The organism is Sphingomonas sp. HITSZ_GF (assembly GCF_029543155.1).
GTDB lineage: Bacteria > Pseudomonadota > Alphaproteobacteria > Sphingomonadales > Sphingomonadaceae > Sphingomonas.
The window spans coordinates 769,156-786,220 of record NZ_JARQXA010000001.1; the positions used below are offsets into that span (position 1 = coordinate 769,156).

At 66.8% G+C, this 17,065-nt stretch carries 21 protein-coding genes and 2 tRNA genes; 15 read left to right on the forward strand and 8 right to left on the reverse strand.

Annotated elements, in window-relative coordinates; genetic code table 11:
- The first annotated feature begins 38 nt into the window (after positions 1-38).
- The 4 genes from P6144_RS03745 to P6144_RS03760 all read left to right on the forward strand — a co-directional run bounded on the left by P6144_RS03745 (position 39) and on the right by P6144_RS03760 (position 2,306).
- The gene (locus tag P6144_RS03745; RefSeq protein ID WP_277766365.1) at positions 39-719 is read left to right on the forward strand and encodes a DUF2971 domain-containing protein; all 681 of its coding nucleotides are present in this window, start codon (positions 39-41) and stop codon (positions 717-719) included.
- A gap of 190 nt (positions 720-909) precedes the next feature.
- A complete protein-coding gene (locus P6144_RS03750) occupies positions 910-2,016 on the forward strand; it encodes an AI-2E family transporter (RefSeq protein ID WP_277766772.1) in 1,107 nt (368 codons plus the stop codon).
- A 46-nt stretch (positions 2,017-2,062) separates the two neighbouring features.
- Positions 2,063-2,139 (forward strand) — tRNA-Asp (locus P6144_RS03755).
- Positions 2,140-2,229: 90 nt separating this feature from the next.
- Positions 2,230-2,306: transfer RNA gene (locus P6144_RS03760), tRNA-Asp, on the forward strand.
- A gap of 119 nt (positions 2,307-2,425) precedes the next feature.
- Here the strand turns inward: P6144_RS03760 and P6144_RS03765 are convergent.
- On the reverse strand, positions 2,426-2,668 hold the full coding sequence (locus tag P6144_RS03765) for a helix-turn-helix transcriptional regulator (RefSeq protein ID WP_277766366.1): 243 nt from the start codon (positions 2,666-2,668) through the stop codon (positions 2,426-2,428).
- A 141-nt stretch (positions 2,669-2,809) separates the two neighbouring features.
- On the opposite strand from P6144_RS03765, the gene P6144_RS03770 reads away from it, so the two are divergent.
- Positions 2,810-3,064, forward strand: a complete 255-nt coding sequence (locus P6144_RS03770) for a hypothetical protein (protein WP_277766367.1) — start codon at positions 2,810-2,812, stop codon at positions 3,062-3,064.
- A 3-nt stretch (positions 3,065-3,067) separates the two neighbouring features.
- Here P6144_RS03770 and P6144_RS03775 read toward each other — a convergent pair whose 3' ends face one another.
- The 4 genes from P6144_RS03775 to P6144_RS03790 form a co-directional block, all read right to left on the reverse strand.
- Complete coding sequence (locus P6144_RS03775) at positions 3,068-3,316, reverse strand: DUF2842 domain-containing protein (protein ID WP_277766368.1); 249 nt, start codon at positions 3,314-3,316, stop codon at positions 3,068-3,070.
- The gene (locus P6144_RS03780; protein WP_277766369.1) at positions 3,298-3,849 is read right to left on the reverse strand and encodes a 5-formyltetrahydrofolate cyclo-ligase; all 552 of its coding nucleotides are present in this window, start codon (positions 3,847-3,849) and stop codon (positions 3,298-3,300) included. The genes P6144_RS03775 and P6144_RS03780 overlap by 19 nt, the downstream gene beginning before the upstream one ends.
- Positions 3,850-4,188: 339 nt before the next feature.
- On the reverse strand, positions 4,189-4,491 hold the full coding sequence (locus P6144_RS03785) for a cell division protein ZapA (protein ID WP_277766370.1): 303 nt from the start codon (positions 4,489-4,491) through the stop codon (positions 4,189-4,191).
- Positions 4,491-4,676 carry a hypothetical protein gene (locus P6144_RS03790; RefSeq protein ID WP_277766371.1) on the reverse strand — a complete coding sequence of 62 codons (186 nt, stop codon included), beginning with the start codon at positions 4,674-4,676 and terminating at the stop codon, positions 4,491-4,493. The genes P6144_RS03785 and P6144_RS03790 overlap by 1 nt, the downstream gene beginning before the upstream one ends.
- A gap of 172 nt (positions 4,677-4,848) precedes the next feature.
- Between P6144_RS03790 and tkt the strand changes: the two genes are divergently transcribed.
- The 4 genes from tkt to P6144_RS03810 all read left to right on the forward strand — a co-directional run bounded on the left by tkt (position 4,849) and on the right by P6144_RS03810 (position 9,732).
- On the forward strand, positions 4,849-6,825 hold the full coding sequence (gene tkt, locus P6144_RS03795) for a transketolase (protein WP_277766372.1): 1,977 nt from the start codon (positions 4,849-4,851) through the stop codon (positions 6,823-6,825).
- The gene (gene gap / locus P6144_RS03800; RefSeq protein ID WP_277766373.1) at positions 6,822-7,829 is read left to right on the forward strand and encodes a type I glyceraldehyde-3-phosphate dehydrogenase; all 1,008 of its coding nucleotides are present in this window, start codon (positions 6,822-6,824) and stop codon (positions 7,827-7,829) included. The genes tkt and gap overlap by 4 nt, the downstream gene beginning before the upstream one ends.
- Before the next feature lie 118 nt (positions 7,830-7,947).
- Positions 7,948-9,141: a phosphoglycerate kinase gene (locus P6144_RS03805; protein ID WP_277766374.1), complete on the forward strand. Its 1,194-nt coding sequence runs from the start codon at positions 7,948-7,950 to the stop codon at positions 9,139-9,141.
- A gap of 63 nt (positions 9,142-9,204) precedes the next feature.
- Positions 9,205-9,732 (forward strand): thioredoxin domain-containing protein, encoded by a 528-nt coding sequence (locus P6144_RS03810; RefSeq protein ID WP_277766375.1) that lies wholly within the window; start codon positions 9,205-9,207, stop codon positions 9,730-9,732.
- A gap of 9 nt (positions 9,733-9,741) precedes the next feature.
- Here the strand turns inward: P6144_RS03810 and P6144_RS03815 are convergent, their stop codons facing one another.
- Together P6144_RS03815 and P6144_RS03820 are read right to left on the reverse strand one after the other, a co-directional pair.
- Positions 9,742-10,815, reverse strand: a complete 1,074-nt coding sequence (locus tag P6144_RS03815; protein WP_277766376.1) for a glycoside hydrolase family 43 protein — start codon at positions 10,813-10,815, stop codon at positions 9,742-9,744.
- A gap of 116 nt (positions 10,816-10,931) precedes the next feature.
- A complete protein-coding gene (locus P6144_RS03820; protein ID WP_277766377.1) occupies positions 10,932-12,116 on the reverse strand; it encodes an MFS transporter in 1,185 nt (394 codons plus the stop codon).
- 131 nt (positions 12,117-12,247) lie between these two features.
- Between P6144_RS03820 and P6144_RS03825 the strand changes: the two genes are divergently transcribed.
- The 3 genes from P6144_RS03825 to P6144_RS03835 are packed head-to-tail and all read left to right on the forward strand — an operon-like array spanning position 12,248 to position 14,040.
- Positions 12,248-13,162, forward strand: coding sequence for a class I fructose-bisphosphate aldolase (locus P6144_RS03825; protein WP_277766378.1), 915 nt, complete (start codon positions 12,248-12,250; stop codon positions 13,160-13,162).
- 9 nt (positions 13,163-13,171) lie between these two features.
- The gene (locus P6144_RS03830) at positions 13,172-13,651 is read left to right on the forward strand and encodes a hypothetical protein (RefSeq protein ID WP_277766379.1); all 480 of its coding nucleotides are present in this window, start codon (positions 13,172-13,174) and stop codon (positions 13,649-13,651) included.
- Positions 13,648-14,040, forward strand: a complete 393-nt coding sequence (locus P6144_RS03835; protein WP_277766380.1) for an antibiotic biosynthesis monooxygenase family protein — start codon at positions 13,648-13,650, stop codon at positions 14,038-14,040. The genes P6144_RS03830 and P6144_RS03835 overlap by 4 nt, the downstream gene beginning before the upstream one ends.
- Here the strand turns inward: P6144_RS03835 and P6144_RS03840 are convergent.
- The gene (locus P6144_RS03840) at positions 14,030-14,464 is read right to left on the reverse strand and encodes a hypothetical protein (RefSeq protein ID WP_277766381.1); all 435 of its coding nucleotides are present in this window, start codon (positions 14,462-14,464) and stop codon (positions 14,030-14,032) included. The two genes, P6144_RS03835 and P6144_RS03840, sit on opposite strands and share 11 nt — an antisense overlap.
- Positions 14,465-14,532: 68 nt before the next feature.
- Here P6144_RS03840 and P6144_RS03845 point away from each other — a divergent pair, with 68 nt between their 5' ends.
- The 3 genes from P6144_RS03845 (at position 14,533) to P6144_RS03855 (ending at position 17,061) form a co-directional block, all read left to right on the forward strand.
- Complete coding sequence (locus P6144_RS03845) at positions 14,533-15,198, forward strand: O-methyltransferase (RefSeq protein WP_277766382.1); 666 nt, start codon at positions 14,533-14,535, stop codon at positions 15,196-15,198.
- A 21-nt stretch (positions 15,199-15,219) separates the two neighbouring features.
- Entirely contained in the window at positions 15,220-15,909 is a 690-nt protein-coding gene (gene thiE / locus P6144_RS03850) for a thiamine phosphate synthase (protein ID WP_277766383.1), read from the forward strand.
- A gap of 198 nt (positions 15,910-16,107) precedes the next feature.
- Positions 16,108-17,061 (forward strand): L,D-transpeptidase family protein, encoded by a 954-nt coding sequence (locus P6144_RS03855; protein WP_277766384.1) that lies wholly within the window; start codon positions 16,108-16,110, stop codon positions 17,059-17,061.
- The last annotated feature ends 4 nt before the right edge of the window (positions 17,062-17,065 follow it).

A 17,065-nucleotide genomic window follows, 5' to 3' on the forward strand; every position in this document is an offset into this window, starting at 1 on the left:
GGCAGGAAATGCGCAACGTAGCGTGCTAGGCGATCTGCATGACGAGCAAGCAGCCCAATGTCCTGAAGCGCTTCACGCCGCTGGTCGCGGCGATCGACATGCTGGTGAACGAGCGACTGGCGCTGCTCAATCCCGCCAGTTGGACCGACACCAACGATGTCGCCTTTCTCAGCGAATATGGCAGGCAGCGCGGCGCCACCCGGCTCTTCGCGGCCTGCTTTACGCAGGCGCCAGAGACCTATCATCACTGGCAGGTGTTCGCCGGGAGCAATGAAGGCGTGTGCGTCGAGTTCGATCGGGGCGCACTGCTCGGCGCGCTTTTGGACGATGACAGCTATTACTGGCGCGACATGGAATATGTGACGATCGAGAAGCTGCGAGCGCGGCGCTCGCTGGCGCTTGAGGATTTGCCGTTCCTCAAGCGCTGGGGCTATCGCGACGAGCAGGAATTCCGGCTGATCCATGAATGCCGCGCGGAAAGCCCGCCGCGGATCCATCATGTGCCGATAAAGCGCGCCTGGATCACGCGGATCGTGCTCAATCCCTGGTTGTCGGAAGGGCTGGCTGATGGGGTGAAGCTTGCCCTGCGCTCGCTGCCCGGCTGCGGCAAGCTCAAGGTCGCGCGGACCACGCTTATCGACAATGCGCGGTGGAAGGCGGCACTGGGCGATGTCGAGGATTATGCGCCGATACTCGGCCCGCCCCCCAAGGCCATATGACGCCGTTGCCCCGGAGACTCGCGCGCCCTAGGGTGGCTGCAGCGAGGGAAGGGCGGACGTGAACGAAAAGACTGGTATCATCGACGGGGAGCCTGAAGGCGAAGGCGGGGCGACGGGGCCTGCGCGCGCGCCGCTGCTCGGCCCGTCGAGGCAGGAAAGCCTGGGCGACGGCCAGAAGCGCGACCGGCTGATGGCCGCGCTGGCGCTGATTGCGGGCATCGGCCTGCTGCTCGCCTTGCCTTTTGCGTTGCAGGCGGGGGCGGTGTTCTTCCTGCCGCTCACCACTGCGCTGGTGATCGCGATCGCGCTGGTGCCGCTGCTCGAATGGCTGGAGCGGCACCGGCTGCCGGCGCCCGTCGCCGCCTTCATCTGCGTGCTGCTGTTCCTGATCGCGGCGAACGTCGCACTGGCTTCGATCGTGGTGCCGGCCTGGCAGTGGATCCGCGACCTGCCGGCGAAGATCCCGCAGATCCAGGAGAATCTGAAGCCGCTTATCGAGTTCTATTCGAACCTCGATTCGTTCGTGAACAAGACCGTGATGAACTTCGCATCGGCGCCGATGAAGCAGCCCGAGGTGATGGCGGCAGCGCCGCCGCGCTCGCTGATCGACCTGTTCGCCACCTCCGCGCCGTCGGCGCTGGTCGAGATGTTCTTCGCCATCCTCGTCATCTATTTCTTCCTCTCGGGCTGGACGCGGCTGCGCCGCAACGCGATCACCAGCCGCTCGAGCTTCGGCGGCGCGATGGCGACCGCGCGGGTGATCCAGGACGTGGTCGACGATACCTCGGCCTATCTGGGCACGATCACGCTGATCAACCTCACGCTGGGGCTGATCGTCGCCGGGGTGCTCTGGATGATCGGCATGCCGACGCCGCTGATGTGGGGCGGCATCGTGACCCTGCTCAACTACATCCCCTATTTCGGACCGGTCTTCGCGGCGCTGCTGCTCGCCATGGGCGGGCTGATGACCTTCCCGGACCTGGGCTGGGCGTTCGTGCCGCCGATCGTGATGATCGCCTGCCACCTGGTGGAGGCGAACGTGGTCACTCCGTTGATCGTGGGGCACCGGCTGACGATCAGCCCGATCATGATCCTGATCTCGCTGAGCTTCTGGGGCTGGGTGTGGGGTACCACCGGCGCATTGCTGGCGGTGCCGCTGCTGATCATCATCCAGACCGTGCTCAACGCCGCGGGCAAGCCCGATATTGCGGGTTTCCTGTTCGAGCACGGCACCTTGGTGAGCGATCCTGTGGATAATCGGCCGCTGCAGCGAAAAAGTCGCGACCAATCCGGTTGACACCCCCGAAAGCCGCGTCTAGTGCCCGCCTCCTCGCTTCGAGAGAGCGGGTGTAGCTCAGTTGGTTAGAGCGCCGGCCTGTCACGCCGGAGGTCGCGGGTTCGAGCCCCGTCACTCGCGCCATTCCCCATAGAACGGCCTGGAAAGGCGCCACATACAGGCGCCGGATGGGTCGATATCTGCCGGGGTCGGCCAGTTCTCAATGTGCGTATTGCGGGTGTAGCTCAGTTGGTTAGAGCGCCGGCCTGTCACGCCGGAGGTCGCGGGTTCGAGCCCCGTCACTCGCGCCACGCCTTTCAGGGCAGGCGCATTCTCCCCACCGTGAAATAGATTTTCGGGAATGCGCGATTCGGCGGGCGCCAGCGCTGCGCCCGGTTTCCTTGAAATTGCTACAGGCCTCGAAATTGCTTCAGGCGCGCCAGGCAGTGACCTGCTGGCTGCTGCGATAGGCTTCGATGCGCCGTACCGTTTCCCGGAACATTTCAACGGGATCGAGCTGCAGCACCACGCAGATCGCATAGAATTCGAGCAGATCTACGCGGCGCTGACCACGCTCGATGTTGCTTACATAGCTCTGGCTGCGACCCAGCTTCTCGGCAAATTCGAGCTGGGTAAGGCCCGCCTGTTTGCGTGCATCTGCAATGATCTGCACGAGTTCATGGTGTCCCGTGGAAAATATTGAATTCGGCATTGTTTCAGCTTCTCCGGCGAACCCCACGAGAGGCCGTTGTCCAAAATTCAAAAACCGGATATTCGACTTTCGAATTTTCTGGTATGATGTTTTTTCGGCGTAGTGAAGGGTGGCGTGATGGGGTTCGGCGTTGGTTGGCAGTCAATTCGTCAGCTCCCCGACCTTCCCTTTTTCATGTTCCGGCCGCTCTACTGGCCCCGGAACATCCGCCGCGCCTTCATCCTCCTGCTCCCGGTGAGCTTGCCGACCTGGCTGGTGCTCCTTGTGGCAGGTATCGTCGCCAGCGTGCTGCGCGCCTGCTGGCGGCCCATCCGCTATTTCTGGAATGAGCCCCATCGCCGCAGGGGGCGCTACTGAATATTATGGCGTAGGCCGGCCACGGGGGGTGGACCGCCAGCGGCCGGTTTCCATCCAGCGCAGTGCGCCGCCCAGCGGCAGCACCCAGATCACGCCGGTGAAGATGTAGATCGGCAGCTGGGCAAGCACGGGGAGACGACCGATCCAGCCCGAGAAGCTGGCGACCAGGATCACCCAGAGGAAGATCCAGGCAATGATCCCCAGCGCGCCGGCAGGCTTGCGCCAGCTCGGCTTCACGCCCCCTGATGCCATGTCATGCCCTTTTCGGTGATCACCGCGTGGAGCGGCACGTCCCAGATGTCCGACGGGATCGCCGGCACTTCCTGCACCGACCAGGCGACGCCGACGCGCCAGGCATCGGGATAGCGGGCGAAGGCGCGGTCATAATGGGCGGCGCCCTGGCCAAGCCGGTTCAGCCGCGCGTCGAAGCCGACCAGCGGGGTGAGGATCACGTCGGGCGCGACCTCGGGGCTCTCCGGGCGGGGCTGGCGCAGGCCGAAGGGGCCGTCGACCAGGGGTTCGCCCATTTCCCAGACGAGGAAGCGGATCGGCTCGGCCCGGCCGATGACGAAGGGGAGGGCGAGCGTGCAGCTGCGCTCGGCCGCGGCGGCGGCGAGCTGCGTGGGATCGGCCTCGCTGCCGATCGCGACATAGGTGGCGACCGTCATGCCGGGCTGGAGGTGCTCGAGATAGCGATCGGGCGCGAGGATCGCCTCGCTCGCTTCGATCGCGAAGGCGTCGCGCTCGGCACGAAGCTGGGCGCGGAGGGCAAGCTTGTCGATCATGCCTTGCCTTTACGGGAGCGGTAGCGGAACCACCATGGGTCGTTTGCCTGAATATCCACTGACGCCCGTTACGTCAGGTGGGGACCATATGCCGCGGACCAGGATCCGCACAGGGACAGCCCCCATGGATGATGAATAGCCTCAGGGATAATTGCAACGGCTCGTGCCGGGCAGTTCCGCCGCGGAGGGATGTAGGCGTTGAAGGTCGCGTTAGCAACGGCTTGCGCCAAATTCGTCATCCCGGCGAAAGCCGGGATCTCGCGCGGCTCTTGTCCCGCGCCATCGCCTGAGATCCCGACTTTCGTCGGGATGACGCAGGAGAGGGGATGACGGCTTGGATCAGGCCTCGCTGGCATCCTCTTCCAGCGCCGCGGCCACGGCTTCGAGCCGGTCGGCGATGCGTTCGAGCAGCACCGGGGAGACACCCTCCGGCGGGTTGCGCTCGGTTTCGTCGAGCAGGTCGGCGAGGATCAACGCGAGATAGACGAGCGTACGCTCGGCATTGAGCCCGCCCGAGGCGCGCAGCGCGGTGTCGGCATGGCTCTGGAGGATGGATTCGAGGTGACGGAGATGCGCCTCGTCGCCCTCGCGCGCGGCGACGGTATAGCTGCGGCCGGCGATCGAGATGTCGATATCCGCCATCAGTCTTCCTCACCGCGGGCTTCGCGCGCGATCAGCGCGTCGAGCGACGACACCGCATCCTCGATCCGCGAGCGGAGCTTGGCGTGGCGCTGGGTGATCCGTTCGCAGGCATAGGCCCGCGCTGCGGCGGCTTTCTCGATGCGGACGAGGGCCTGTTCGATACGATCGGCGGGCGTACTTGCCATATCCAAGCGTTACGCACCCCGTCCGAACCAAGCAACCCCGAATGGCACCGGTTTCATTGCGGGTTCGACAAGGCGTACCAAGGCGGCGCCAGCCCGATTCCGGGGTTGGAGCCGGTTGACGTGGGCCCCCAAGGGCACCAAAGGCGTGCGCGCCAGCATCAGGGGACTCCAAGTGACCGCAAGCTTCACCGATTGCGCCAATGCCATCCGGGCATTGTCGATGGACGCCGTGGAGGCGGCCAATTCGGGCCATCCCGGCATGCCGATGGGCATGGCCGACGTCGCCACCGTGCTGTTCCAGAACTATCTGAAGTTCGATCCGGCCGATCCCAAATGGGCGGACCGCGATCGCTTCGTGCTCTCGGCCGGCCATGGCTCGATGCTGCAATATTCGCTGCTGCACCTGACCGGCTATGCCCGTCCGACGCTGCAGGACATCAAGGACTTCCGCCAGATCGGCAGCCCCTGTGCCGGGCATCCCGAGAATTTCGAGCTGGAAGGCGTGGAATGCACCACCGGCCCGCTCGGCCAGGGTTTCGCCATGGCAGTCGGCTTCGCCGCCGCCGAGCGCCACCTCAACGCTGTCTATGGCGACGACCTGGTCGACCACCGCACCTGGGTGATCGCCGGCGACGGATGCCTGATGGAAGGCATCAACCACGAGGCGGTCGGCCTGGCCGGGCATCTGAAGCTCGGCAAGCTGATCGTGCTGTGGGACGACAACAAGATCACGATCGACGGCGCAGTCTCGCTCTCGTCGAGCGAGGACATCCCCGCGCGCTACCGTGCCTCGGGCTGGCAGGTCGTCGAATGTGACGGCCATGACCAGGCCGATATCGCCCGCGCGATCGACGAAGCGCTCGCCAGCGACCTGCCGTCGCTGGTCAAGTGCCGCACGGTGATCGGCAAGGGCGCGCCGAACAAGCAGGGCTCGTCCAAGGTCCATGGTTCGCCGCTGGGCGCGGACGAGGTGGCTGCCGCCCGCGAGTCGCTGGGCTGGAACCACCCGGCGTTCGAGGTCCCGGCGGACATTCGCGAAGCCTGGCTCGAAGCCGGCAAGCGCGGCGCCGCGCCGCACGCCGAATGGAAGCAGCGCCTCGAGGCGCATGAAGACCGCGCCGAGTTCGAGCGCCGGATGCGCGGCGAGCTGCCGGCCTGGTTCTCGATGGCGGACCATATCCAGGGCCTGATCGACGCGCCGCAGAAGGTCGCGACCCGCAAGGCGAGCGAAATGGCGCTCGAGGCGATCAACGCGCAGATCCCCGACACCGTCGGCGGCTCGGCCGACCTGACCGGCTCGAACAACACGCTGACCAAGGGCCTGGGCGCGTTCAACGCCGACAATTACGCCAGCCGCTACGTCTATTACGGCATCCGCGAGTTCGGCATGTCGGCGGCGATGAACGGCATGGCGCTGCACGGCGGCGTCATCCCCTATGGCGGCACCTTCCTGGTGTTCGCGGACTATGCCCGCGCGGCGATCCGGCTCTCGGCGCTGCAGCAGGCGCGCGTCGTCTATGTGATGACGCACGACTCGATCGGCCTCGGCGAGGACGGCCCGACCCACCAGCCGGTGGAGCACCTGACCAGCCTGCGCCTGATCCCCAACCTCGACGTCTATCGCCCGTGCGACGTGGTCGAGACCGCGGAATGCTGGGAGCTGGCGCTGCAGAAGGCGGACGGCCCGGGCCTGCTTGCGCTCAGCCGCCAGAACCTGCCGCAGCTGCGGCTCGAGGCGGGCGAGAACCGCTCGGCGCGCGGCGGCTATGCGATCCGCGAGGCCGAGGCCCCGCGCCAAGTGGTGCTGATCGCCAGCGGGTCGGAAGTCGAGATCGCGGTGGCGGTGCGCGACGAACTGGAAGCCCAGGGCATCGGTGCCGATGTCGTCTCGATGCCGTGCTGGGAGCGCTTCGACGCGCAGGATGTGCAGTACAAGCGTGACCTGCTGCCGGCGCATGCGCTCAAGGTCTCGATCGAGGCCGGCACGACACTCGGTTGGGAGCGATACACCGGCTTGGACGGGCTAAACTTCGGCGTGGATGGATTTGGCGCCTCGGGTCCCTATCTGAAGCTCTACGAACATTTCGGGCTCACTGCGGGAGCCATCGTGCCGCAGATCATCGAGAAGTTGAACGGAGAACAGGCATGACGAAGGTTGCGATCAACGGGTTCGGGCGTATCGGTCGGCTGGTCGCGCGCGCGATCCTGGAGCGTCCCGACAGCGGGCTCGAGCTGGTCACGATCAACGATCTCGCGGACGCCAAGTCGAACGCCTGGCTGTTCTCGCGCGACAGCGTGCACGGCAAGTATCCGGGCACCGTCTCGGCCGAGGGCGATGACCTGATCATCGACGGCAAGCGCATCAAGGTGACCAAGGAGCGCGACCCCGCCAACCTGCCGCACGCCGCCAACGGCGTCGAGCTGGTGCTCGAGTGCACCGGCTTCTTCACCGATCGCGCTTCGGCCCAGAAGCACATCGATGCCGGCGCCAAGAAGGTGCTGATCTCGGCCCCGGGCAAGAATGCCGACCTGACCGTCGTGTTCGGCGTGAACAACGACAAGCTCGAGGCCGGCCACACGATCGTCTCGAACGCGTCGTGCACCACCAACTGCCTGGCGCCGGTCGCCAAGGTCCTCAACGACGCGATCGGCATCGAGCGCGGGCTGATGACCACGGTCCACGCCTATACCAACGACCAGAAGATCCTCGATCAGATCCACCCGGACCTGCGCCGCGCGCGCGCCGCGGCGATGAGCATCATCCCGACCACCACCGGCGCCGCCCGGGCCGTGGCCGAGGTGCTGCCCGAGCTGAAGGGCAAGCTGGACGGCTCGGCGATCCGCGTTCCGGTTCCGGACGGCAGCCTTGTCGACCTGACCTTCACCCCGGCCCGCGACACCACCGTCGAGGAAGTCAATTCGGTGCTGAAGGCCGCCTCGGAGAGCGGTCCGCTCAAGGGCATCCTCTGGTATTCGGACGAGCCGCTCGTCTCGATCGACATCGTCCACACCTCGGCCTCGTCGACCGTCGATAGCCTCGAGACCGCGGTGATCGACGGCAAGCTGGTGCGCGTCGTCAGCTGGTACGACAATGAATGGGGCTTCTCGAACCGCATGGTGGATACCGCCGGCGCGATGGCGAAGCTGGGCTGAACCGTCATCCCGACGAAAGTCGGGATCTCGTGAGGCAAACTGCTCGCTCCACCTCCTGAGATCCCGGCTTTCGCCGGGATGACGGAATTGGAGCGGGCGGCACATTTTGAGGAAGCACATGACCCGCCCCTTCAAGACGCTCGACGACATGGGCGACATCGCCGGCAAGCGCGTGCTGGTCCGCGAGGACCTGAACGTGCCGATGGCCGATGGCCAGGTGACCGACGACACGCGCCTGCGCGCCGCGGTGCAGACCGTCGCCGAGCTGGCGGACAAGGGCGCCAAGGTCGTGGTCCTCGCGCATTTCGGGCGCCCCAAGGGGCAGCGCAATCCGGAGATGAGCCTGTCGCTCGTCACCCAGCCGTTCAGCCATGTGCTGGGCCGCGAAGTGCGCTTCATCGATACCGATGGCGCCGCCGAGGCGATTGAGGCGATGGGTGAGGGCGACATCGCGCTGCTCGAGAACACGCGCTTCGATCCAGGCGAGGAGAAGAACACCCCTGAGGCGATCGCTTCGCTTGCCGCGCTCGGCGACCTGTACGTCAACGACGCCTTCTCGGCCGCGCACCGTGCGCATGCCTCGACCGAGGGGCTGGCGCACAAGCTGCCCGCCTTTGCCGGGCGCCAGATGGAAGCCGAGCTCGATGCGCTGGAGAAGGCGCTGGGAACGCCGCAGCAGCCGGTGGCGGCCGTGGTCGGCGGGGCCAAGGTCTCGACCAAGCTCGACGTGCTCAAGCATCTGGTCGACAAGGTCGATCACCTGATCATCGGCGGCGGCATGGCCAACACCTTTCTTGCCGCGCGCGGCGTCGACGTGGGCAAGTCGCTGTGCGAGCACGACCTTACCGGCACCGCCGAGGAGATCCTCGATGCGGCCGATCGCGCCAACTGCACCGTGCACCTGCCCTATGACGTGGTGGTGGCGAAGGAGTTTGCCGCCAACCCGCCGAGCCTGCGCACCGTCAACGTCCACGAAGTCGCGGCCGACGAGATGATCCTCGACATCGGCCCGGCGGCGACCGAAGCCCTTGCCGACGTGCTCAAGACCTGCCGCACTCTGGTGTGGAACGGTCCGCTCGGCGCGTTCGAGACGCCGCCGTTCGACACCGCGACGGTGTCGCTGGCGAAGACCGCCGCGGCGCTGACCAAGGAAGGCCAGCTCGTCTCGGTCGCTGGTGGCGGCGACACGGTGGCCGCGCTCAACCAGGCCGGCGTCTCGGGCGACTTCACCTTCGTCTCGACCGCGGGCGGCGCCTTCCTCGAATGGATGGAAGGCAAGGAACTTCCGGGGGTCGCCGCGCTGGCGCGCTGATCCGTTCAGCTCCGGGAAAGATCGTTACGACTACAGTTGTAAACGTTCTTCCCCGGAGTTTTCATGCGTACCCTTTTCCTGCTTCCCTTGTTGCTGCTCGCCCCTGCCGCTGCGCCGGCGGGGTCTCCAACGCTCGATACGCGCTGGACCGAGGCTGCACGTGCCGCCGTGGTTAGGTCCGGCGGCCAGATCCGCCTGCCCGAGGTCCGCGTCTATGACGGGCGGGGCCGGCTGCTCCTGCGCAATTTCGGCGGCGGCAAGCCGGGAGCGATCGTGCCCCAGGTCGCCGCGGCGCTGCGCGGCGGCAAGACGATCGCCGGGCCGAGCCTGACCGAAAGCCTGCGCGCGCTCGAGACGCGCGACGGCCGCGCGGCGCTGCCCCAGCTCCGCGGCGACCGGCGGATCATCGTGATCGACTATTGGGCGACCTGGTGCGTCGGCTGCAAGGTGGTGAGCCGGGAGTTGGCCGAATGGAGCGCGAAGCAGGGCGGCAAGGTGCTGCTGGTGCGTGCCGAGACCGATCCGATGCAGGGCAAGCCGGTGCAGCACCGCTATTTCGACAAGGACGGCAAGGAGATCAAGGCAAGCTGATCGGACCCGTCAACGGCGGCCAAGCGGGCGCGGCGTCACGCCTTCGCGCGTGATCCGCACCGGCGCGATGCTGCCGTCCTCGCGAAAGATCATGCGTTCGATCGCCAGCTGGCGATGATTGCCGTCGGTGTCGCCGATCGGGCGGCGATGATAGCAGATGTACCAGTCATCGGTGCCGGGGATGTTGATCACCGAATTGTGGCCGGCACCGCGGGCGATGCTGTCGTCCTGCTGGAGCACCACCCCGCGCGGGGTGAAGGGGCCGATCGGGGAGGCGCCGGTGGCATAGGCGACGCGGTAGTCCGGCCCGGTCCATTCGCCTTCGGACCACATCAGATAATAGATGCCGTGGCGCTTCAGCATGTACGGCCCCTCGACATAGTCGGGAGAGGGGGTGATCGCCTTGAATATCGTGCCGTCGGCGTGCGGCACGAGCCCGGTCAGGCTGTCGTTCAGGCGGGCGACATTGCAGTGCTGCCAGCCGCCATAATAGAGGTAGAGCGACCCATCATCGTCCTTGAACGCCATCTGGTCGATCGGCTGCGCGCCGTTCACGATCCGGCCGATCAGCGGCTTGCCGATCGCATCGCGGAACGGGCCCTGGGGTCGGTCGCCCACCGCGACGCCGATGCCTCCCAGTTGGTTGTCGTTCTTGATGTCGTTGGCGCCGAAGAACAGGAAATAGCGCCCCTTGTGTTGAAGCACCGAGGGCGCCCACATCGCATAGGCCGCCCAGGAGACATGCTCGACGTCGAGGATTCGCGGATGGCGCGTCCAGTGAACGAGGTCGGGCGAGGAAAAGGCGTCGAGCTGGGTCTGGTGCAGGAACGGCGCCCAGATCTTCGGGTTGCGGCGCTGCGCCACCTGCCACGGTGTGAAGCGATTGGCCGGCATCGGCCCGGAGCCGTCGGCAGATAGCGTGGGATAGATCCAGTACCGGCCGTCGAAGATGTGAATCTCCGGATCGGCATACCAGCCGGGGACGATCGGGTTATCAGCCCGGGCGCGGCCGGGGATGCCGGCAAAACCCAGTGCGCCCAAGCCTGCGGCGCCTTCCAGAAAACGGCGTCGGTCGATCGTCATTGGATGCTCCCGCTATGGCGCTAGCGCAGCGAGGCGCGGCGGCGCGAAGATCGCCCCTTCATGGCATTGCCCCGCAACAGTGCCGGCAGGCAGGGTGTCGCGGGGCGGAAAGGGCGTCAAGTGCGGGGCTTGCGGTCCATCAAGCCGAACACGACGAGGCACAGCGCACCGATGCCGGCGCCGATCAGCGCCGTGAGCGACCAGCCGCCGCTTTCGTAGCTGGCGGTGCCGATCACCGAGCCGAGCGCGCCGACGACGAAGATGATCGTCATGTAGATCGCGTTGATCCGGCCGCGGGCGTGCGGATCGAGACCGAAGATGATCCGCTGGCCGGAGATCTGGTTGAGCTGCACCGCCGCGTCGATCAGCACCGCGGTCACGGCGAAGGCGATCACGCTGCCCAGCGCGACCACCCAATCGGCGGCGAGGAAGGAAAATGCGAGCAGTGCCATCGCACAGGCCGTCGTGAGCTTCGCCTTGCCCTTGTCGGCAAGGTGCCCGGCGATGGGTGCCGCCAGCGCGCCGCCGGCACCGGCCAGCGCAAACAGCGCGACGCCGCCATGGCCGAGGTGGAAGCGGTGGATCAGGACGAGTGGCGCCACCGTCCAGAACAGGTTGAACGCAAGGAACAGCAGCGCCTGGTAGAAGGCGCGCAGGCGGAGCTGGCCATGCTGGCGGAGCAGCGCGAGCAGCGAAGCGAGGATCGCGCGATAGTGCAGCCCCGCCTTGGGCCGGCGGCTGGGCAACCACAGCCAGAGCGCGGCACCGGTGGCGGTCAGGATCCCGGCGGAGAGAAAGAACACGGCGCGCCAACCGGCGATCTCGGCGACGAAGCTGGCAAAGGGGCGGGCGAGCATGATGCCGGTCAGCAGCCCGCTCATCACCAGCCCGATCGTGCGGCCCTGGCGCTGCTCGCTGCTCAGATGCGCGGCCATCGGCACGAGGATCTGCGCACCGACCGAGCAGATACCCGTGAGCAAGGATGCGACGAGGAACACCTCCGGTCCGCGCGCGAAGGCGATGCCCAGGCAGCCCAGGATCGCGCCTGCGGTGGAGAGCAGGATCAGCCGCTTGTTCTCGTACAGGTCCGACAGCGGCACGATCAGCGCCAGGCCGATGCCGTAGCCGAGCTGGGTGAGCGTGACGATCGCGCCAGCGATCCAGGGCGACAGGCCGATATCGGGCCCGATCCCGTCGATCAGCGTCTGCGCATAATAGAGATTGGCGACCATCAGCCCGCAGGCCGCGGCCATCAGCAGGGTGAGGCCGGGGCCGAGATCATGCGTGTCGGAACTGTTCATTCGGCCGCTCAAGCGCTGCGGTGCAGCAAAGGCAAGCTCAAATGGGTGACAGGTGGCAGCGTTGTCAGCCTTTTCGCCTGCGAAACAGGTCGATAGGGGCTGCGGAGCACTACACGAATCAGGGGACAAAAATGTCGATCACCCCGGCCGTCAAAGCCATTCTTGCGAACTACGAGTCCGACAATCCGGGCGTGAAGGCCAATCTTGCCCGCATCCTGATGCAGGGCAAGCTGGGCGGCACCGGCAAGTTGATCATCCTGCCTGTTGACCAGGGATTCGAACATGGCCCGGCGCGCAGCTTTGCGGTGAACCCGGACGCCTATGATCCGCATTACCACTATCAGCTGGCGATCGATGCCGGCCTGAGCGCCTATGCCGCGCCGCTCGGCATGCTCGAGGCAGGTGCCGACACCTTTGCCGGCCAGATCCCGACCATCCTGAAGTGCAACAGCTCGAACAGCTGGGCGACCAGCGCCAACCAGGCCGTGACCGCAGGCGTCGACGACGCGCTGCGCCTGGGCTGCTCGGCGATCGGCTTCACCATCTATCCGGGCTCGGACGACGTGTTCGAGATGATGGAGGAGATCAAGGAGCTGTCAGCCGAGGCCAAGTCGGTCGGCATCGCCACCGTGCTCTGGTCGTACCCGCGCGGCGGCAAGCTGCCCAAGTCGGGCGAGCTGGCGCTCGACGTCGGCGCCTATGCCGCGCACATGGCGGCGCTGCTCGGCGCGCACATCATCAAGGTGAAGCTGCCCAGCGACCATATCGAGCAGGAAGACGCCAAGAAGGCCTATGCAGGCACCGACTGGTCGGCCCAGTCGACCCGCGTCGGCCATGTCGTGAAGAGCTGCTTCAACGGCCGTCGCATCGTCGTCTTCTCGGGCGGCGCGGCCAAGGGCGCCGACGCGGTCTATCAGGACGCGCGCGACATCCGCGACGGCGGCGGCAACGGCTCGATCATCGGCCGCAACACCTTCCAGCGCCCGCGCGACGAAGCGCTGGCGATGCTCGAGAAGCTGGTGCGCATCTACAAGAACGAGGAATAAGCTTCCTCGATGGCCCGAAGCGAACATCCCTATCATCGCAGCCTCGCGCCGATGATGTGGGTGTTCGCCGGGCTTGCCGGCCTCGAGCTGGTGATCGTCCATTTCCTGCTGGCATTGTGGGACTGGCGCATCGCGCTGGTCGTCACGCTGGCGAGCCTGGCCGCGGTGACCTGGCTGGTGCGGGCGATCCGATCCTTCCGCACATTGCCGGTGACGATAGACGATGGCTGCGTGACCTTCCGCGCCGGGCATATCGCGACGCTCGCGGTTCCGGTGGCGAACATCGCCGCGATCCGCACGCAATGGGCCGGCCCCGAGATCAAGCAGCGCGACCTGCTAAACCTTGGGCTGATCGCCTATCCCAATGTGCTGGTGGAGTTCTCCGCGCCCGTGCCGCGCCGGCGCCGGGCGATCCGCGCGGTTGCGCACCGGTTCGACGATCCGGCGGCCTTCATCGCGGCGCTGGAAGCGGCTAGGATGCCCGCATGACCCTGTCCCGCAGACCCGTGCTTGCCGGCCTCGCGCTTGCGATGCTGGGCGGGCCTGCTTTTGCCGGAGCGTTGCGCATGGAAGAAGTCGAGCTCTACGGCATGATCGGCAAGATGAAGGCGCAGCCGGGCAAGCGCGCCGAGCTGCTGGCGATCCTGGGCGGCGGCACCGCCGACATGCCGGGCTGCCTGGCCTATATCGTCTGTGAGGACCTGAAGGACCCCGACGCGATCTGGATCACCGAGGTCTGGAAGACGAAGCAATATCACGACGACTCGCTCAAGCTGCCCGCGGTGCGCGATGCGATCGCCAAGGGGCGGCCGCTGATCGCCGGGTTCGAGATGGGCGCCGAAGTGAAGCCGGTCGCCGGGATCGGGATCAAGGGGTAGGCGGCGCCCCGCAGCCGATTCCGGGCGTGCCGGCATCGACCGGAGCGAGGCGCACGGGGCGGAGCGGATTTTCCGGCATGGCGAAGAGCAAAGCGCCCTTGGCATCGCGGGCGAAGCGGATGCGAAAGCGATCGGGCCGGCCGCCCCATTTGCCGTCCATCTCCACGCCGCCGTTCAGCACGCGGTAGGTGCCGGTGGCGTTGCCGAAGCCGTTGTACCACAGGAATCGGCCACCCGCCTGGAAGACGAGCGGGCCGGAATCGCACGGCGCGAGCAGACCCCAATCGACATAATGGCCGGGCAGCAGGCGGGTCAGTTCCGCAGCAGGGACGGGGGCGGGATAGTGCTTCGTCGCAGCAGGCGCGCCGCCGCACGCGGTTGCCGCCGCCAGCATCGGGAGCAGGGCCAGATGAAATGCGCGCATGCCTCTCCCCTTTGTCGCGACTTTGCGCCATCGGTGGCAGATCGGCAACGGGCGCGAGGATGCGAGCGATGATGCAGGATTGGGCAGCGGTCGACAGCTATATCGCAGGGCATTTGCTGGCGCCCGATGCCGCGCTCGACGGCGCGCTGGTCGCCAATGCCGCGGGCGGCCTGCCGGCGATCGACGTCTCGGCGCCGCAGGGCAAGCTGCTCCAGCTCGTCGCGCAGATCGCGGGGGCGCGGCGGATCCTCGAGGTGGGGACGCTGGGCGGCTATTCGACGATCTGGCTGGCGCGGGCGCTGCCGGCCGAGGGCAGGCTGGTGACCCTGGAGCTGGAGCCGCGCCATGCCGAGGTGGCACGGGCGAACCTGGAGCGGGCCGGGGTGGCCGAGCGCTGCGAGGTGCGCACCGGGCCGGCGGTCGACAGCCTGGCGGCGATGGTCGCGGCGGGCGAGGCGCCGTTCGACCTGGTGTTCGTCGATGCCGACAAGCCGAGCAACGTCGCCTATCTCGACGCGGCGCTGAAGCTCACCCGGCCGGGCAGCGTGCTGGTGTTCGACAATGTCGTGCGCAGCGGCGCGGTGACCGATGCCGGCAGCGCCGATCCGAGCGTGCGGGGCACGCGGGCGCTGTACGACGTGATCGCCGCCGAACCGCGGCTCGACGCCACCGCGATCCAGACCGTGGGCGACAAGGGCTGGGACGGGTTTCTGCTGGCAGTGGTGAAGCGCTGAGGCTTGCGCTAAGCGCGTGCCATGACCGAGTTCGAAGAAGACGGCCTGCCGCCGCTCGACCCCAATTTCGCAGACCAGTTCGTGCGCGACGTCCGTCGTCCGCCGTGCCAGCTCTACCTGATCTCGCCGCTCGACGTGGGCGGCGCCTTTCCCGAGCGGCTGAAGCGGGCGCTCGGCGCGGGGGAGGTTGCGGCCTTCCAGTTCCGCGTGAAGGGTTTCGACCAGCATGAGGCGGCGCGCCTGGCCGAGCCATTGCAGAAGATCTGCGGCGATGCCGATGTCGCCTTCATCGTCAACGACGACGTAAGCCTCGCCAAGCGGCTGGGCGCCGACGGCGTGCATCTGGGCCAGGAGGACGGCGATCCGCGCGAGGCGCGTTCGGTGCTGGGGCCGCAGGTGCAGATCGGCGTGACTTGCCACGACAGCCGCCATCTGGCGATGGAAGCGGGCGAAGCGGGGGCGGACTATGTCGCGTTCGGCGCCTTCTATCCGACCACGACCAAGGAAACTCGCCACCGGCCGGAGCCGGTGATCCTCAGCTGGTGGTCGGCGCTGTTCGAACTGCCCTGCGTCGCGATCGGCGGGATCACGCCTGACAACGCCGCGCCGCTGGTAAAGGCTGGCGCGGACTTTCTCGCGGTGTCCAACGCGGTTTGGGGCGGGGACGAGGAAGCGGCGATGAAGGCGTTCATGGGCGTTTTGGCCGGCTAGTATCGTCATCCCGGCGAAAGCCGGAATCTCGTGCGGCTTCGTCCCCGCGCCCTCGCCTGAGATCCCGGCTTTCGCCGGATGACGGAAATTCTTCGGGTTCCAGCCGTTGTTCTTGCGGAACATCCTCTGCAGGAGCTTGAATCGGTGCGGAAATTTCTCGGATTTGCAGCTTGCCTCGCCTGCGCCTCGGTCGGTCCCGTGGCCGCTGGGCAATCGGGAACTTCCGCGAAGCCGCCGATCGACTGGACGATCCTTCATGCCCAGGTGATCCTCGATCATCTCGGCTTCTCGCCGGGTATCCTCGACGGGCGCGAAGGCCAGTCGCTTACCGCGGCGCTGAAGGGCTTCCAGATCTCGCGCGGGATCGATCAGAGCGGCGCTCTCGATCCCGCCACGCTGCGCGCTCTGGCGCCCTATGCGTCGCTTCGCCCCGTCCGCCGGCTGACGCTCGACGCGGCGACGCTGAAGGGGCCGTACATCAACCCGATGCCCAAGGATCCGGGGGAGCAGGCCAAGATGCCCTCGCTTGCCTATACCCGGCCGCTCGAGAAGCTGGCCGAGATGTTTCACACCACGCCCGAGGTGCTGGTGGAGCTGAACCCGGGCGGCAAGGCGATCGAGCCGGGTGCGGAATTCGTCTTCCCCAACGCGCTGCCCGCCTCGCGCGACTATCCGGCGGACATCAAGCCGGAGTGGCGCCAGACGCTGAACGACCTCAACGTCGAGGCCAAGGTGCCCGAGGCGGACCACATCGTCGTCGACAAGAGCGACAAGGTGCTGCGCGTGTTCGACAAGCAGGAGCGGCTCGTCGCCCAGTTCAGCGCGACGATGGGCAGCCAGCACGATCCGCTGCCGATCGGCACCTGGAAGATCTACGGCGCGGACACCAACCCGAAATTCCACTATAACCCGGCGCTGTTCTGGGACGCGAAGAAGGGCGACGAGAAGGCGATGCTGCCGCCCGGTCCCAACGGACCGGTGGGGGTGGTGTGGCTGGACCTTTCCAAGGAGCATTACGGCATCCACGGCACGCCCGAGCCGCAGCTGATCGGCCGCACGCAGAGCCATGGCTGTATCCGCCTGACCAATTGGGACGTTGCGCGGCTTGCGCTGATGATCAAGCCGGGCACCAAGGCCGTATTTCAGGAGTAGGCGC

Bases quoted from the DNA above. Each gene is read 5' to 3' on its own strand.
- P6144_RS03750 (WP_277766772.1), top strand. From the start codon at position 910: ATGGCCGCGCTGGCGCTGATTGCGGGCATCGGCCTGCTGCTCGCCTTG.
- P6144_RS03780 (WP_277766369.1), bottom strand. From the start codon at position 3,849: ATGATCGACAAGCTTGCCCTCCGCGCCCAGCTTCGTGCCGAGCGCGAC.
- P6144_RS03745 (WP_277766365.1), top strand. From the start codon at position 39: ATGACGAGCAAGCAGCCCAATGTCCTGAAGCGCTTCACGCCGCTGGTC.
- P6144_RS03810 (WP_277766375.1), top strand. From the start codon at position 9,205: ATGCGTACCCTTTTCCTGCTTCCCTTGTTGCTGCTCGCCCCTGCCGCT.
- thiE (WP_277766383.1), top strand. From the start codon at position 15,220: ATGACCGAGTTCGAAGAAGACGGCCTGCCGCCGCTCGACCCCAATTTC.
- P6144_RS03830 (WP_277766379.1), top strand. From the start codon at position 13,172: ATGGCCCGAAGCGAACATCCCTATCATCGCAGCCTCGCGCCGATGATG.
- P6144_RS03825 (WP_277766378.1), top strand. From the start codon at position 12,248: ATGTCGATCACCCCGGCCGTCAAAGCCATTCTTGCGAACTACGAGTCC.
- P6144_RS03835 (WP_277766380.1), top strand. From the start codon at position 13,648: ATGACCCTGTCCCGCAGACCCGTGCTTGCCGGCCTCGCGCTTGCGATG.
- P6144_RS03840 (WP_277766381.1), bottom strand. From the start codon at position 14,464: ATGCGCGCATTTCATCTGGCCCTGCTCCCGATGCTGGCGGCGGCAACC.
- P6144_RS03785 (WP_277766370.1), bottom strand. From the start codon at position 4,491: ATGGCGGATATCGACATCTCGATCGCCGGCCGCAGCTATACCGTCGCC.
- P6144_RS03775 (WP_277766368.1), bottom strand. From the start codon at position 3,316: ATGGCATCAGGGGGCGTGAAGCCGAGCTGGCGCAAGCCTGCCGGCGCG.
- P6144_RS03790 (WP_277766371.1), bottom strand. From the start codon at position 4,676: ATGGCAAGTACGCCCGCCGATCGTATCGAACAGGCCCTCGTCCGCATC.
- P6144_RS03845 (WP_277766382.1), top strand. From the start codon at position 14,533: ATGATGCAGGATTGGGCAGCGGTCGACAGCTATATCGCAGGGCATTTG.
- P6144_RS03815 (WP_277766376.1), bottom strand. From the start codon at position 10,815: ATGACGATCGACCGACGCCGTTTTCTGGAAGGCGCCGCAGGCTTGGGC.
- gap (WP_277766373.1), top strand. From the start codon at position 6,822: ATGACGAAGGTTGCGATCAACGGGTTCGGGCGTATCGGTCGGCTGGTC.
- P6144_RS03820 (WP_277766377.1), bottom strand. From the start codon at position 12,116: ATGAACAGTTCCGACACGCATGATCTCGGCCCCGGCCTCACCCTGCTG.
- P6144_RS03805 (WP_277766374.1), top strand. From the start codon at position 7,948: ATGACCCGCCCCTTCAAGACGCTCGACGACATGGGCGACATCGCCGGC.